The 15,621-nt window shown below is 31.5% G+C and carries 16 protein-coding genes; 13 read left to right on the top strand and 3 right to left on the bottom strand.

Features of this window, described 5'->3' with window-relative positions; all coding sequences use genetic code 11:
* Positions 1–13: 13 nt before the first annotated feature.
* The gene (locus tag LN736_RS15025) at positions 14–1,318 is read right to left on the bottom strand and encodes an alkaline phosphatase family protein (RefSeq protein WP_229981884.1); all 1,305 of its coding nucleotides are present in this window, start codon (positions 1,316–1,318) and stop codon (positions 14–16) included.
* A 274-nt stretch (positions 1,319–1,592) separates the two neighbouring features.
* Here LN736_RS15025 and LN736_RS15020 point away from each other — a divergent pair, with 274 nt between their 5' ends.
* From LN736_RS15020 to LN736_RS14965, 12 genes are all read left to right on the top strand, one after another.
* Positions 1,593–2,057 (top strand): DUF6323 family protein, encoded by a 465-nt coding sequence (locus LN736_RS15020; RefSeq protein WP_229981883.1) that lies wholly within the window; start codon positions 1,593–1,595, stop codon positions 2,055–2,057.
* Between the two features lie 2 nt (positions 2,058–2,059).
* Complete coding sequence (locus LN736_RS15015; RefSeq protein WP_229981882.1) at positions 2,060–2,887, top strand: DUF6179 domain-containing protein; 828 nt, start codon at positions 2,060–2,062, stop codon at positions 2,885–2,887.
* Between the two features lie 216 nt (positions 2,888–3,103).
* On the top strand, positions 3,104–3,298 hold the full coding sequence (locus LN736_RS15010) for a hypothetical protein (RefSeq protein ID WP_179977412.1): 195 nt from the start codon (positions 3,104–3,106) through the stop codon (positions 3,296–3,298).
* 490 nt (positions 3,299–3,788) lie between these two features.
* Positions 3,789–4,313, top strand: coding sequence for a peptidylprolyl isomerase (locus LN736_RS15005; protein WP_229981881.1), 525 nt, complete (start codon positions 3,789–3,791; stop codon positions 4,311–4,313).
* Positions 4,314–4,534: 221 nt separating this feature from the next.
* Entirely contained in the window at positions 4,535–5,767 is a 1,233-nt protein-coding gene (locus tag LN736_RS15000) for a hypothetical protein (protein ID WP_229981880.1), read from the top strand.
* A 58-nt stretch (positions 5,768–5,825) separates the two neighbouring features.
* Positions 5,826–6,521, top strand: coding sequence for a response regulator transcription factor (locus LN736_RS14995; RefSeq protein WP_229981879.1), 696 nt, complete (start codon positions 5,826–5,828; stop codon positions 6,519–6,521).
* 140 nt (positions 6,522–6,661) lie between these two features.
* On the top strand, positions 6,662–7,888 hold the full coding sequence (locus tag LN736_RS14990) for a HAMP domain-containing sensor histidine kinase (RefSeq protein ID WP_229981878.1): 1,227 nt from the start codon (positions 6,662–6,664) through the stop codon (positions 7,886–7,888).
* Positions 7,889–7,968: 80 nt separating this feature from the next.
* Positions 7,969–8,982 (top strand): HAMP domain-containing sensor histidine kinase, encoded by a 1,014-nt coding sequence (locus tag LN736_RS14985; protein WP_229981877.1) that lies wholly within the window; start codon positions 7,969–7,971, stop codon positions 8,980–8,982.
* A 71-nt stretch (positions 8,983–9,053) separates the two neighbouring features.
* Positions 9,054–9,788 carry a site-2 protease family protein gene (locus LN736_RS14980; RefSeq protein WP_229981876.1) on the top strand — a complete coding sequence of 245 codons (735 nt, stop codon included), beginning with the start codon at positions 9,054–9,056 and terminating at the stop codon, positions 9,786–9,788.
* Between the two features lie 53 nt (positions 9,789–9,841).
* Positions 9,842–10,408: a DUF1835 domain-containing protein gene (locus LN736_RS14975; RefSeq protein ID WP_229981875.1), complete on the top strand. Its 567-nt coding sequence runs from the start codon at positions 9,842–9,844 to the stop codon at positions 10,406–10,408.
* Between the two features lie 26 nt (positions 10,409–10,434).
* Entirely contained in the window at positions 10,435–10,800 is a 366-nt protein-coding gene (locus LN736_RS14970) for a VOC family protein (protein WP_229981874.1), read from the top strand.
* Between the two features lie 59 nt (positions 10,801–10,859).
* Positions 10,860–11,693 carry a DNA adenine methylase gene (locus tag LN736_RS14965; protein WP_229981873.1) on the top strand — a complete coding sequence of 278 codons (834 nt, stop codon included), beginning with the start codon at positions 10,860–10,862 and terminating at the stop codon, positions 11,691–11,693.
* A gap of 83 nt (positions 11,694–11,776) precedes the next feature.
* Here the strand turns inward: LN736_RS14965 and LN736_RS14960 are convergent, their stop codons facing one another.
* Together LN736_RS14960 and LN736_RS14955 are read right to left on the bottom strand one after the other, a co-directional pair.
* Complete coding sequence (locus tag LN736_RS14960) at positions 11,777–12,868, bottom strand: radical SAM protein (protein ID WP_229981872.1); 1,092 nt, start codon at positions 12,866–12,868, stop codon at positions 11,777–11,779.
* 16 nt (positions 12,869–12,884) lie between these two features.
* Entirely contained in the window at positions 12,885–13,448 is a 564-nt protein-coding gene (locus tag LN736_RS14955; RefSeq protein ID WP_229981871.1) for a TetR/AcrR family transcriptional regulator, read from the bottom strand.
* Positions 13,449–13,703: 255 nt separating this feature from the next.
* Between LN736_RS14955 and LN736_RS14950 the strand changes: the two genes are divergently transcribed.
* The gene (locus LN736_RS14950) at positions 13,704–15,578 is read left to right on the top strand and encodes a MutS-related protein (RefSeq protein ID WP_229981870.1); all 1,875 of its coding nucleotides are present in this window, start codon (positions 13,704–13,706) and stop codon (positions 15,576–15,578) included.
* The last annotated feature ends 43 nt before the right edge of the window (positions 15,579–15,621 follow it).

The raw sequence follows: 15,621 nt of genomic DNA, 5'->3' as shown, positions 1-15,621 counted from the left end.
TGACATCAACTTATTACTCCAATATTTCATTTATAATTCTTCCGTCTGCATCTTTTAACTCAATTCCAAGCAATTTTGCCATAGTTGGTCCTTCATCAACCAAATTCATATCATCTACAACTACACCTTTTTTTACTCCTCTGCCGCTTGCCATAAAGACGGTTGTATAGTCTTTTCTGTATGGCGAGTACCCGTGGGTGGCTCTTGTGATATTATGTGAGCTGCTCACATCTTCCGGTTTTATATATTTTATTATGTCTCCCACCGTGTCATCAAGAAAATAAAATCCCTTTTTTGCTTCAACCATAAAAGCACAATTTGGATCAGCGCCTAATTTCATTACAATATCTTTTTTGTATATTTCTTCGATACATTGATTTTCTTTATTGAAATTTTCTATAAGAGAATAGAGTTTGTCTATCAACAATTTATCGTCTTTGTTCTTTAAATATATATAGGCACAGCCATCACAATTTTTTGATATTGCCCTGTAGTTTTTAATTTTCCCTCTTTCGTCTACATCAATATATCCATTGTTTTTCAATAATACATTGAGTTCTATAATTTTATCCTCATCCATGCTGCTGTGATCACCTAAAATTATAATTGTGCTGTCGTTATACATATCATTTTCTTTCAAGGTTATAATTATTTCACCTAACCTTTTGTCATGCCTTAGAAGTGCGGCATTTGCTTCTTCAGAATAAAATCCACTGCAGTGGCGCATAGAATCCAAATCGGAATAGTGGACAAATGTTATATCAGATTTCTTGTTTTTTATAGTATATAGAAGTGATTCATGGGTAAAATTATCTAATTCAGGTTCCTTCATACCATCTCTCAAATAACCAAATTTCTGATTTAGTTGAAATTCAAATAAAGGGTTTCCATTCAATAAAGATACTATAGTTTGATTTTGCCAGGACCTATTGGGAAAAATCTCCGGCATGTTGTATTGTATTCTGGATTTTGCTGTGATAGGCCATAACAAGGCTGCTACTGTCATTCCCCTGTCTATTGCAAGATCATAAATTGTGTCTCCTTTTATATATTGTCTGTCCCAGTACCAGTCCGGTGATTTTCTATTAGGCTGTAATAAGGTATTGTTTACTATTCCGTGATTTTTGGGATACTTTCCCGTGACAATGCTGGCATGGGCAGGATATGTTAGGGAGGGGTAAACACTGTACACTTTTTTACAATAGGAAGCTTCGGCAAGAAATTTTTTAAAGTTAGGTAAAGAAGAGATGTATTTAAAATCTAAAGTGGCAAGTCCGTCAAAAGATATTATATATAAATATTTTGTAAGCTTTTCCATTTGAAATTTCCCCCTGATAATAGTGATTTTTAAATAATTACAACAATATTTTTAATATACCACTTGTAGATTATGATCATATTATAAGATTATTAAAGAATATTAATAATGAGATGAGATAATTTGAGGTAGAAAAAAATAGAAATGGCTTGTTTTTATATATTGGTATGATATAATAAATTAAAAATACATACAAAAACCCAGTATATCATATATTATCACAAAATAAATTATATGTCAAATGTACTAAATTAAATTTTTAGGAGGAAAAGTCATGAATTTACCCAAAATATTTGACTCAATAAGTAAATCTAAAAAATCTAACAGCATAGATGAAATTTTCAAGTTAAATGCCGAGTTAAGTAAGTACAATCTTGTTCTTGGTGTAGAGGATATAAAAGATATAATAAATGCAAAAAACAGCACCTTGAAAAGTCAGGGTAGAATTGAGCTCAATCTGGATATAATTGAATTCATTATAAGAAAAATTGGAAAATCTCCTTATGTAAATCAGGATAATTTAGTGGAAACAATCAATGATATGTATGCGATTTTTCACTATGTAAAAAACTGTACGTCAGACTTTTTACCTGATAAACAGGTATTGGAAGCCTTAATGTTTTTTTATGGAAATGTCTATAATGGTTCCATGGAACTTGTAATGGGAAAGGGTACTGAAAAAATTATAAATAATTTCAGGCATGGTAAAAAGCTTACTTGTAGGAAAGAGGAGGAGTAACATTGGAAGGAGATATAATGTCAATTTTTCAAAACCTAATAGTGAAATATACAAGGGGAAAGGGCAGTTCCATAAAGGAAGATACTGCTTTTCGTATTTTAGGTTCGATTTATTATGCAGTTAATGCCTGTGTTCAAAATCAGCAAGACTCCAGCAGGTCTTTTTTAATTTCAAAAGGAAATATACTTGAAATTTATAAAAAGGGGATTGAAATTTTAAAAGAAACTTTCTGCCAATGTGAAAAACTTTACGAAGAAATAAAAGAAAATAGACTTCGGGTTCCAGTTAAGATGTATAATGATACGATAGATGCTGCACTGCCGGATTTTTTTAAAAATTATGATATAATTTTTGGGGCGCAGGATACATACTCCAGTATGGATTATCCTCTTGTTTTTGATGATATGAATATAAAAGGAATTTTTTACATAAAACAGTATCTTGAAAAATTGAAAGTTGAAACAGAATTCTGCAATTTTTTTAAGGAATCATCTATTTTAGAAATACTTAAAGGCTATGGGGAAAAATATAAAATAGATATTTCACAATCACCGATCAGTGTTTTTCAAATACTTATTGAACAATGTGCTTTTTTAACTCTATGTGAGGTATTTGAATCTCTTGATGATACTTTTCTTGCCCTATTGGGGAAAACTGTATTTTATGATGATCTGGCATGCAGCTCCTTTAAACTTACACACGAGCAGTTGATAAACTGTAGAGGAAACATGGAAAGGGAGTGGCAGAATTACTATGTCAATTTTTTGCTGGGACAGAGTGAAAAAAGGATAAAAAATATAGGAAAAACAATCATTCATATTTATGGCTGATATTAATGTACCTGTATCTTATCTACCTCTCATTTTTGATTTGTTCACATAAATATAAAAAATACATAAACTTGGTATCTTTTAATCATTACCATTATTATGCTATAATGTATTTAATAGTAATGATTCATGTTATATAGAATTACCCCTTTCTATCATTACTGTATGGGTGGTTACAGGGATGACAGGTTGGCACAATGGAAGGGGGTAATGTGAATGAACTTTTTCTTCCTGTGCATTGTAGTGCTTTCAATTACCGAGATATTGAGTTTATGTATTATTTCAGTTTTCTGCTATAAACAGGATAAACTTAAAATGTTTTTTGAAAGCAAGACCGGTGTTTCGAAAGATAAGATTTTGACAGATGTTAAAGTTAAAATAGATGAACCAAAAAATGAAAACAACAAGTAACTTTTGGGAGAAGTTACTTGCTTATATATAGGTTCTTTCTCGTATAACATGATTTTGTGAATTTACAATTTCTCTGTAATCACTCACCTACATACCTTATTATTATATTATAATTGAAGCAAAAAATACACTCTTTTATAATATTTTTTATTATTTTTATCAATTCAATTGTTATTTGCTTAATTTTTTATTTATATATTTATAAAGGTAAAATTGGAGAATATAGGCTGGTAAAAATACAAAGAAAAGCTCTAGAGAGATCCAGGGCTTTAATAAACAGGGTGAATATTATATAATTATATAAAAGCTTCAATAGTATAAACAGAGTTCTTGCTTCAGGTGGGGTTTTTGACATCACCTGAAGTTTAGAAATCGTTATCCAGGAGCGTAGCTGCCCTTATCTGTCACTTGTAGAAGTGGCAGTATTAGGGCAGGTAGCTATCGGATAAATATACACAATCAAATCTTATTATAGAAAGAGGGAAAATAAATGAAAAATCCTGTAGTTACAATTGAAATGGAAAATAACAAAACCATAAAGATGGAACTTTATCCAAATATTGCACCAAATACGGTGAATAATTTTATATCTTTGATAAACAGGAGCTTTTATGATGATACAATTTTTCACAGAGTAATACCCGGGTTTATGATTCAGGGAGGAGATCCTGAAGGCAGTGGAATGGGAGGACCAGGTTATTCCATTAAAGGTGAGTTTTCATCGAATAATTTTAAAAATAATTTAAAACATACAAGGGGAGTGATCTCTATGGCAAGGACCATGGCACCAAATTCTGCAGGCTCTCAATTCTTTATAATGACGGATGATGCCCCTCATCTTGACAGCCAGTATGCTGCTTTTGGAAAAGTTATAGAGGGAATGGAAGAGATAGATGAAATAGTATCACAAAAAAGGGATTATAACGACAGGCCTTATGAGGATCAAAAAATGAAAAAGGTAACTGTAGAGACTTTTGGGGAAAAATATGATGAACCCGAAAAGGTAGAGGGTTAAAATACATATTTAAAATTGTAAAAAGTTATAGAATAGTGATAATCAATTTTCCTGAGCTTTTAGGCTCGGGAATTATATTTCTCATTTTTCTTTTATTCAAGAGGAAAGTCTTTGCAGCTTGTCAGTATAATCTTCAGAAAATCTTCATAGATTTTATAACTAATTCTTTAAAAGTTTTTTTTAAAATGGAATCTGATATGAAAATCAAAAGGAGGATTGTTATGGAGAAATATTATAGGAAAGCTGCTCTGTTCGGAATTTTAATGAGTATACTGTGGGTGCTTTTGGTAAATACACAGCCCTTTTCCGATTTTGCCTATTATGATGGACTAGCCAGACAGATAGCGGCTGGAGGACCTTGGGGTGACACCTACACTTCTGTGGGGTATCCCGTTGTGCTGGGGCTTGTATATAGAATTTTTGGCAGTAGCTTGGCAGCAGCAAAAATTTTTAATTTAACACTTACATTCGTAAACTACGTACTTTTTTATAAAATATTAAAAAAAGCAGATTTGAGTGAGAAAAGGCGTAAATTTACATATGGTCTATTTGTTGTTTTCCCCAGCAATATATTCTACAACAGTATTTTAGCAGGAGAAATACTGTTTACTGCCATATTGCTTTTAATAACGTTTTTATACTTCTATGATGTTAAACACAAATACATACTGATTGGCGTACTGACAGCTGCGGGTGCCATGGTAAAACCATTTTTCCTGGGATTTTTTCTTCTGGTTTTTATAGTGGAACTGTGCTTCAAAATGAAGTTTTCGGCAGTATTAAAACATTCAATTATAGTATTTATAATAAGTGCTGTAGCCATATCCCCATGGTTATATAGAAATACCAGACTCCTGGGGCAGTTCACTTTTATATCCAACAATGGGGGAATAGTACTTTATGTAAACAATAATTCCCAGAACAGATATGGCCTGTGGATGGATGCCAGAAATGTGCGCAATTCTGTTGTAAAAAAGACTGAATATATAAATGCCAATGCTACGGATAAAAACAAAATGCTCTCCAGGGCAGCACGGAAATGGATAAGAGCACATCCAGCAGAATTTGTTCAGCTTGGGTTCAAACGGCTGTTTATTACCTATATCGGCTTCAGTGAAATAGACTATAGTTTCAATGGTGCAAATGTAAACCCAATTTTTAAATTTATATTTTCATTTTACGCCTATGCTGCAAGATATGTGGTATTTGTTCCTGCTGTAGTCATGCTGCTTGTATACAGTGTAATAACAATTAAGGGATTTTCAGGTAAAAAGTCTGTAGATCGCTATTCAATATACAACCTTGTTTGTTTTTACATGTTTGCCCTTGTGTATTTTATTTCTGAAGGCCAGCCCCGTTATTCATTTCCCTGTACATTTATAATGATTTACTTCTTCTCATGTTTTGCGGAAAGATTTAATTTTATCAAATCTGCAAAAAGCGTAAAATTATAGAACATGTTATAATAAAATTATTGTTTTAATTGTGAATTGCAGTAAGGGGGACATTTGCATGAAGGGATACAGTGTATTGGCAGTAGACGATGACGAGGATATTCTGGATATAATAAAGATTTATCTCCAAAATGACAAATTTGAGGTGATCACTGCTTGTGATGGGGGGTCAGCAATAGAAAAGTTGAAAAAGCAAGCTGTGGATTTGATAATATTGGATATAATGATGCCGGGGCTGGATGGACTGCATACTTGCCTTGAAATTAGAAAGGAGAAAAAAATACCTATTATAATGCTTTCTGCAAAAGATGATCCCAGCAGTAAAATATTGGGCCTTGATATAGGTGCCGATGACTATGTGACAAAACCTTTTAATCCACTGGAACTGGTGGCCAGGGTAAGATCCCAAATCAGAAGATATTCAGAATTCAATGGGGAGAAACCTCATAACAGGGATAAGATTGTTATAGATGATCTTACAATAGATACTGAATCCCATGAGGTATTTGTTGGGGAGAATTTAGTAGAACTTACTCCCATTGAATTTTCTATTTTAAAGGTACTTGCGGAAAACAGGGGAAGGGTGCTCAGTACGGAAACTATATATGAAAATGTATGGAATGAAGCTTTTTACAATTCCAAGAATACGGTGGCAGTGCATATAAGGAATATAAGAGAAAAGATAGAGATAAACCCAGGAGAGCCCAAATACATAAAAGTGGTATGGGGAATAGGCTATAAAATTGATAAATAAAATAGGAAAATTTTTTCTGAAAAGTATATCCAGGGAACTTCTTATAATAAACATATTCAGTTTTATAATATTAGTAATTGGAATAGCTATTTCTGTCCAAATTATAATTTCTGATAAAAATAACACCCAGAATTTTGTCAATGCATCAAATGATGCTTATGTACAGGACCAGGTATGTTAAATCCACCGACCTCCAAAATAATTACTATATAGATAATCTTGCACAGTTGAATAATATAAACATAGCGCTTGCTGATATGAAAGGCAATATAGTTTTGAAATCAAAGGGAATAAAAGACAGGTATATGGATTTGGATTCTTTAAGAGAGCATATGGTGAAAGATCACATTGGGAAAACAGTATATGAATTATATGATTTGTATATCTCAGGAAATAAATATGTACTTGTTACATGGAAAAACTCAGGGGCATACCATGAAATATTCAAACATGTATTTATAATAGCATTTCCAATTGTGATCTCACTGGAAATTATTTATTTCTGGTCTTATAAAAAAGTTGAGTATATAAAGTATATATGCAAAGGCATAGTAAAAATTTCACAGAAGAATCTAGACTATAAGATTCAAAAAAGGGGCAGTGATGAATTGAAAGTTTTAGCAGAAGAAATAAACAAAATGTCCCTTAATCTGAAAAATATGATGGAGCGTGAAAAATTTCTTCAAAGATTTAAAAATCAATTGATAACAAATCTATTTCATGATTTGAGAACTCCTCTTACCTCTTTGATTGGCTATCTGTATCTATTGAATAACATAGATGTTTCCATAAAAGATAGAAAAATTTACAGCAAAAAGTCTCTGGAAAGAGCGGAAAAACTCAAGCTATTTATAGACAATCTGTTTCAATATTCAAAGCTGGAAAGCGGTGAAATAGAACCTGAGTTGTGTAATGTGAACATAGTTGAAATTATGGAACAGATTATAGGAGAGATGTCCATTCTGGCGGAGAAGTCGGGGATTGAATTTGTAAAAAAGTATGATATGGTAGATCTGAAATTGAATGTGGATCCCTACCTCATAAGCAGAGCTTTTCAGAATGTATTGTCCAATGCCATAAAATACAGTGCGAAAAACAGCAGTGTATATGTGAATATTACTTCAGATAAAAAAAACACGGTAGTGAGTTTTCAAAATAAACCTGTTCGGGATTTGTCGGATGAACAAATAGGTAAGATATTCGATAAATTCTATACGGGCGATAAGTCAAGAAATTCTCATGAAAATAATTCAGGATTGGGACTTGCAATAGTCAAGAATATTGTTAAATTGCATAAGGGAGAGGTGTGGGCGGAAAACAGAGATAATGTTTTTACAATATGCGTAAAATTGAGAAATAGTTTATAGGTGCTCTTTATAGAAAAATATAGAGATAAATCCAGAAAAGTCCAAATATATAAAAGTGGTTTGGGGAGTAGGTTATAAAATTGATAAGTAAAATGAAAGAATTTTTCCTAAAAAGTATATCCAGAGAGCTTTTTATAATAATTATATTCAGCTTTACGGTATATGAAATATTCAAGCATATGCATATAATAGCATTTCCAATTGTGATCTCACTGGGAATTATTTATTTCTGGTCCTACAAAAAAGCCATATATATAAAATATATATGCAGAAGTATAGTAAAAATTTCCCAGGAAAACTTGAACTGTAAACTTGAAAAAAGAGGCAGTGACGAACTGGGAATTTTGGCAGAGGAAATAAATAGGATGTCACTCAATCTGAAAAATATGATGGAACGTGAAAAATCTCTTCAAAGGTTTAAAAATGAATTGATGACAAATCTGTCCCATGATTTGAGAACTCCTCTTACCTCTTTGATTGGCTATCTATATCTATTAAACGACAAAAACACTTCTGTAAAAAATAGAGAAATCTACAGTAAAAAGTCTCTGGAAAGGGCGGAAAAGCTCAAGCTGTTAATAGACAATCTGTTTCAGTATTCAAAGCTGGAAAGCGGTGAAGTAAAAACCGAGTTGTGTAATGTGAACATAGTTGAAATTATGGAACAGATTATAGGGGAAATGTCCATTCTGGCGGAGAAATCGGGTATTGAATTTGTAAAAAAGTATGATATGGAAGATCTGAAATTGAATGTGGATCCCTACCTCATAAGCAGAGCTTTTCAGAATATACTGTCCAATGCCGTAAAATACAGTGTTGAAAACAGCAGTGTATATGTGAATATTACTTCAGATAAAACAAACACAGTAGTGAGTTTTCAAAACAAACCCATTCAGGATTTATCAGATGAGCAAATTGGAAAGATATTTGAAAGGTTTTACATGGGAGATAAGTCAAGAAATTCTTATGAAAATAATTCAGGATTAGGGCTTGCAATAGTAAAGAATATTGTTAAATTGCATAAGGGAGAGGTATGGGCGAAAAACAAGGACAATACCTTTATAATATATGTGAAATTGAGAAATGATTTGTAAATACTTTTTATAAAAGAAAACTAAGCCTATAATTGACAAATACTTAATGAGGAGATAGGGAGGATTACAATGTGAAAGACAGTGTGGATTTAATAAAAAAGCCAGGTGTGGGGAAAATAGTATTTAATGTATTCATAGTTTCTCTGACAATATTGGTATTGGGACTTGTCATTAATTTTTATTATGCATTGGGATATTTATTTATTTTACTTATTCATGAAGCCGGGCATTATGTTTCAGCAAAATTTTTAAATTTAAAAGTTGCTTTTGGAGGGTTTACGCCTTTTGGTGCATATATAGTTCATGAAAATATTGAAAACTGCAGGGAAAACGCAATTGTTGCAATAGGAGGTCCACTTTTTGGGGGCATACTTGGATTTATCTACTATGCAATTTATTATTTTACAGGGGATGTTACATTCTTGGTGTTGAGCTTCACTTCCATGGTAATTAACTTAATAAATTTAATTCCTGTAAAACCCCTTGATGGAGGTCATATAGCTGAAGCGATATCTCCCGTTATATGTTATATAGGGCTGCCATTTATATTGTATTTACTTGTATCTATAAAAGGTCTGAAAGGCAAAATTTCATTATTTATTATTCTTGCAATAGGGATTTACCAAACATATGATTTTACCATAAAATATAAAAACAGCTTCTATTTTAAACTAGCTAAAGGCAGCAGAATAAAATTCATAATAATTTATGGCATACTACTGGCATCATTGGCAGTTAGCGGAATATATCTTTATGTCACATTTGATTTTAATGAAGTTTTTCAAAGTGTTCTTCGATATAAATAATTGAGGGATTTGTCATAATCATTTAAATTATAAAAGCAGGGAGGGTCAATTAAATGTCAGGGGAAATAATACATATATGCTGCTCTGACAGTCCTTATGGGAGTATAAAATATGCAATTGGAACAGGGCTGCTGGACGGTAAAAAAGTGATAGGATTTTTTGATGATTTATCCAATGGTCCCATAGATAAATTTATTGAATTAAAAGAAAGAATTAATTGGTGTAAAAAAATATGTATTGAAGAGGATAACAAAACTTTTGGGGAGATCAAGGAGGATTATAAAAAACTTGATGATGATTTGATGAAAATTAAAGATGAAGATATTTATCTGTGGTATGGTAACAATCCAGCGGAAATTTGTGGAATGTTGTATGTTCTATCCATGATTGAAGAGAAAATTCATAATTTGTATACTATAAATGTATCAGATATTACTTACAATACCGGAAAAAGAAATGAGTTTACACCAAGAACAGTAGGAGAAGTCATAGGCAAAGCTGAGAATTATGTTTCTGATATTTTTATTTTCTGGAGAATAACAGAACTAATAAAAAGTGGAAAAATTGTATATAGAGGTAATTTAAATCTTATGAGAGAATTGGAAATAAAAAAAGTATAAAATATGATATGGAGGATTGGTATATTATGAATCTTTGCTGGATAACATTAAATGTAAAGAATATGGAGGAATCTTTGAAATTTTACAGCGAACTGCTGGGAATTAAAGTTTTTAATAGATTTAGCCCAGGCCCAGGAGTGGATATTGCCATGGTTGGGGAAAAGGATAAACCTAAAATTGAACTGATATGCAGTAGAAACAGCAATTCTGAAATTGAAGCCAGTGGTATATCTATTGGCTTTGAGGTAAAATCACTGGATGAAACTATGAAGTATATGAAAAGTAAAGGTATAATAATTAAAAGAGGACCTATTTCACCATCACCAAAAGTTAAATTCTTTTTTATAGAGGATCCAAATGGAGTGGAGGTTCAGATAGTTGAAAACAGATGATGTACATCACTTTCTTTTTTCTTATAAAAGTATCTATTTTAAAGGAATGAAATATATTTATGAAGAATAAATCAGTTCAACCTTTTGTCAAATGGGTTGGGGGAAAACGTCAGTTAATTAAAGGAATAAGCAAATATATACCTAAAGGTAATTATAAGTATTATGAGCCATTTGTGGGTGGAGGAGCTGTTCTTTTCGATTTGCAGCCTAAAAAAGCGGTTATAAATGATTACAATTTTGAATTAATAAATACATATAATGTTATAAAAAATAAAGTAGAGGAATTGATTCAATATTTGAAAACTTATCCCAATGATGAAGAGTTTTATTATAAGATGAGAGAATTTGACAGAAAAGAGGAGTATAAAAATTGGTCAGAAGTAAAAAAGGCCAGCAGGTTCATATACTTGAATAAGACATGCTATAATGGACTATATAGAGTAAACCAAGCAGGATATTTTAATACTCCTTTTGGACGATATAAAAATCCTAATATCGTTAATGATGCAATTTTGAGGGCAGTGAGCAAATTTTTAAATGAGAACGATATTGTAATAAAATCTGGTGATTATAAAGAAGTTTTAAAGGGAATTAAAAAAAATTCATTTGTATATTTTGACCCTCCATATGATCCTATAAGCCACAGTTCCAATTTTACAGGATATACCACAGGAGGATTTAGAAAGGAGCAGCAAATTGAATTAAAGGAAGCTTGTGATGAATTAAATAAAAAGAAAGTAAGATTTCTCTTATCGAACAGTAATACCGAATTTATCAGGAAGCTTTATAGTGATTATAGTATTGAAATAGTTAATGCTAACAGATCAATTAACAGTGTTGCCTCTAAAAGAGGGGAAGTCGAAGAAGTGTTGATTAGAAATTATAGCATATAGGTAAATTATCTATAGTATCTGTTTTCCTGATGTCTACAAATACAATAACGATATTTAGCAAATATTGTATATAATACTTGCAATCAGGTACTTAAAAATTTTTTGACATCATCTTCTTTTTTAAATAATGTACATCCTCCTTTATGTTCTCCAACCAGCATCTCGTTATCTTTAAGTTTTTTGAATAATGGTGATTTTAAAGCCTCTCTAAGGCTGGAGTCTTTTAAATTTACATCTGAATAGGGAGAGAGGGGACATGGCTCTGCGCTGCCATTGGCATTTATGTGAAAAAATCCTCTTCCGGCCGCCAGGCATCCTCCCATGTATTTCTCATCACCTGGAAATGATAAAAATACCATGCTTTCAAATGCCTGTCTTAATTCCTCCAGCTTTTTTTCCAGCAAAAGGCGCTCTCTTTTTGTTGGTGCAAGCTTTTCAGTGGATTTGACTACCGCAGTATACTCTACAAATACCAGTACTCTTGTTCCTTTATTATAAAGATCCTGTACAAATCCTTCATTTGTGACAGTTTTTATATTTTCAGTTGTTACAGTTATAGAACATCCGAATAAAATTTTTCTTTTATTTAAATTATCCACTGCAGTCATTATTGAATTATAGGTATTTTTTCCACGCCTGGAGTCAGTTTGATACTCATTGCCTTCAATGCTTATTATCGGCACCAGGTTTCTATTTTTATCAATTAAATTTATATAATCCTCATCCAACAGGATTCCGTTTGTGAAGATCGGAAAAACTATTTCTTTAACAGAAGAAGCCTTTTCAATAATACCTCTTCTCATCAGGGGTTCTCCGCCTAAGAGCAATATAAATGAGATTCCAAGTTCCCTTGCTTCATTAAATAGCTGTTCCCACCTTTCTTCTGATATTTCAGTATCCTTTAAGTTATCTCCACAGGAGCTGCTGGCCCTTGCATAGCACCCCTTACAATATAAATTGCAGCTGGAGGAAATGCTTGCCATTAAAAACGGAGGAATATGCTCTCCTTTACTTTCCAGTATATTTCTTCTATTATTTGCAGCTGATACCGACAGCATATATTTTATTAAAAATTGAGTTTCTTTTGGATTTTTTATAGATGACTTTAGAACATTCTTCACTATAATTTCAATACCCCTGCTCATATATTCAGATAAATTAAATGTTTTTTTCATTATTAACCTCCAACTTTTATTTGATCAATAAATTCAGTTCCATATCAATGAGTTCATCTCTTTCCTTTTTATTCATGATGTCAATTTTACTGAAGGATTTAAATTCATCCGCTCTGTAGAATACCAGCTGCATAAATGAAATCAATTGATATGAAATAACTTTGCACTCTTTATCACTTTTGCTTTCTTCAAAACAATCTCTGATTAAGGGCAGTATTTCCATAGTTTGAATGAATTTCTCCTTTAATAAGATATAGGGAATTATCTGTTTTGTATATTTTTTATAATTGACGACCATATCACTAATACTAATCAAGAAATTTTTAAGCTTATCTTTTGGTGAACTGCTGCTGCTTGTCATATTTTGAAAATATATATCTGCAGTGTCTCCTATTAATTTATTTACAGCAATGTTTACCAATTCATCTTTGGAATTAAAATAGTAATTTATTGTTGATAAATTCACATTGGCTCTTTTTGTTATTTTTCTCGAGGTTATTTCTGAAATATCGCTACACTCCTGCAATAATTCTACTACCGTTTTTATCAATAGCTCTTTTGTACTATTTGGATTGTTCAATTTGATACCTCACTTTCAAACATGTTTAATACACGTTTTATTATAACCTAATTGTAATAATATATCAATATGCGAATTTGCTCAATTTAAAAAGGTTTTAATTATAAAATCAACTGTAAATCCATTTAAGGGAAACAGTTGAAATGAAAGTAACTAATGGTAGTACTATAATATATTCAAGAATTTAGATAAAAAAGTTTTTATAGCCCTTTAAAAAAGCAGATGAAATATGATTTAAATTGGGAGGATTTAAAAATGCTATCGGCACTGGAAGAATATAAAAAAAGAAAACACAGGTACAATTTATTAATTAAAAGGCAGCAAAAATATATGGCTGGTATAAGTAATTTAAGACTTCTTATTTTTATAATAGGATTTATAGCTTTAATAGAAATGTATATATTAAGAGAATCTTTTATATTTAATTTTACAGTTTTAATTATGCTCAGCTTGCTGTTTTATCTAGCTTATTTACAGACAAATATGAAAACTAAAATAATGCACTCGGCTGCACTGGTTAAAGTAAATCAAGCTTCAATAAAACGATTAAATGGAGAATGGAGGAATTTTGAGGATATTGGCGGGGATTTTATAGATAAGAATCATAATTATTCATATGATCTCGATATTTTTGGCAAAGGTTCTCTATTTCAATTGATAAATACAGCCCACACTTGTATTGGAAGGCAGAAGTTAAAAAAATTGCTGACAGAAAAGCCTCAGTATAAACAAAATATATATGACAGACAGTCCACAGTTGTAGAGCTTGCACATAAAATCTATTTTAGACAGCAATTTGAAGCAGAAGGAAAAATGATTCCAAATAATAAACAAAATTCAAAGGAACTTTTTTCATGGTTAAAAGAGAGAAAAAATTTCATATTAAAAAAACAGCTGATTTGGGCTCTGAGAATTCTTTCAGCTGTAACAGCCGCAGCTACTTTGACGTTGGTGGTTAAAATAGTCTATTTTATTTTAGCTGCTTTATTTGATATTTACAAAACTGTGCCAAAAATGTTTTATTTGGTTCCTTCTTATGTTTCTGTCAGCTTAATTTTAATTCAGTGTATTATTCTAAAAATAAATAAAAAAGACAGGATTAAAAACTTAATTATTGCCGAAAAATATAATTCTGACATAAAAGTGTATAAAAGTATGCTTGGACTTATAGAGAAGCATGAATTTAAATCAAAGTATATTGTGAACTTATGTAAAAAGCTTTACAGTAATGATGGAGCAAGTGCATACGTGCAAATAGAGGCTTTTTCTAAAATATGCGGGTCTATAGCCAATAGACGTAATATATTGTATTCCATTTTGAATCCAATACTCATGACAGAATATTACTGGAATATTTCTGTTGAAAAATGGAAAATAAAGTCGGGAGACAGCTTCCGGAAGTGGATTGATGTAATAGGGGAATTAGAGGCCTTATGCAGTCTTGCAGTTATTAAATACGATAATCCACATTGGTGTATGCCAGGGATTGTAACTGGATCATCGAGAATTACAGCAAAGAATATGGGATATCCTCTTCTGGAAGAAAAAAAACGCATATGTAATGATTTGAATATAGGAGAAACTTATTCGGTTATGCTTGTAACGGGGTCTAATATGTCTGGAAAGAGCACATTTTTGAGAACTGTAGGAATTAATATTGTGTTGGCATATTCCGGAGCTCCTGTATGTGCCCAGGAATTTTTCTGTACTATTATGGATATTTACAGCTGTATGAGAGTAAATGATAACCTGGGACAAAATATATCTTCTTTTTATGCGGAGATATTGAGGATTAAGAATATTGTTGAAGCTTCAAAAAAAGGAAAAAAGATATTATTTTTATTAGATGAAATTTTTAAAGGAACCAATTCGAGAGACAGGCATACCGGAGCAATGATTTTAGTAAAACAATTGAGTAAAATCGGTAATTTGGGATTTATATCTACTCATGACTTAGAACTAGGTGAAATGGCCAATTATAGAAAATCAAAAATCAGAAATTATCATTTTTCCGAGTATTACAGGAACAACAAAATTTATTTTGACTATAAATTGAAGGAAGGAATTTCAGATACGAGAAATGCCATATATTTAATGAAATTAGCTGGTATTGAAATAGAAAAAAATTAAAAACTTTGAAACGCTTTTACAGGAGCTGAGTCTTATACATGGG

It is taken from the genome of Clostridium aromativorans, from assembly GCF_020908015.1.
In the GTDB taxonomy this organism is placed as follows: domain Bacteria; phylum Bacillota; class Clostridia; order Clostridiales; family Clostridiaceae; genus Clostridium_B; species Clostridium_B aromativorans.
The sequence above is the reverse complement of the archived record's forward strand: the minus strand, read 5'-3'. Positions and strand labels throughout refer to the sequence as shown.

Bases quoted from the DNA above. Each gene is read 5' to 3' on its own strand.
- LN736_RS15025 (WP_229981884.1), bottom strand. From the start codon at position 1,318: ATGGAAAAGCTTACAAAATATTTATATATAATATCTTTTGACGGACTT.
- LN736_RS15020 (WP_229981883.1), top strand. From the start codon at position 1,593: ATGAATTTACCCAAAATATTTGACTCAATAAGTAAATCTAAAAAATCT.
- LN736_RS15010 (WP_179977412.1), top strand. From the start codon at position 3,104: ATGAACTTTTTCTTCCTGTGCATTGTAGTGCTTTCAATTACCGAGATA.
- LN736_RS15005 (WP_229981881.1), top strand. From the start codon at position 3,789: ATGAAAAATCCTGTAGTTACAATTGAAATGGAAAATAACAAAACCATA.
- LN736_RS15000 (WP_229981880.1), top strand. From the start codon at position 4,535: ATGGAGAAATATTATAGGAAAGCTGCTCTGTTCGGAATTTTAATGAGT.
- LN736_RS14995 (WP_229981879.1), top strand. From the start codon at position 5,826: ATGAAGGGATACAGTGTATTGGCAGTAGACGATGACGAGGATATTCTG.
- LN736_RS14990 (WP_229981878.1), top strand. From the start codon at position 6,662: ATGCATCAAATGATGCTTATGTACAGGACCAGGTATGTTAAATCCACC.
- LN736_RS14975 (WP_229981875.1), top strand. From the start codon at position 9,842: ATGTCAGGGGAAATAATACATATATGCTGCTCTGACAGTCCTTATGGG.
- LN736_RS14970 (WP_229981874.1), top strand. From the start codon at position 10,435: ATGAATCTTTGCTGGATAACATTAAATGTAAAGAATATGGAGGAATCT.
- LN736_RS14965 (WP_229981873.1), top strand. From the start codon at position 10,860: ATGAAGAATAAATCAGTTCAACCTTTTGTCAAATGGGTTGGGGGAAAA.
- LN736_RS14960 (WP_229981872.1), bottom strand. From the start codon at position 12,868: ATGAAAAAAACATTTAATTTATCTGAATATATGAGCAGGGGTATTGAA.
- LN736_RS14950 (WP_229981870.1), top strand. From the start codon at position 13,704: ATGCTATCGGCACTGGAAGAATATAAAAAAAGAAAACACAGGTACAAT.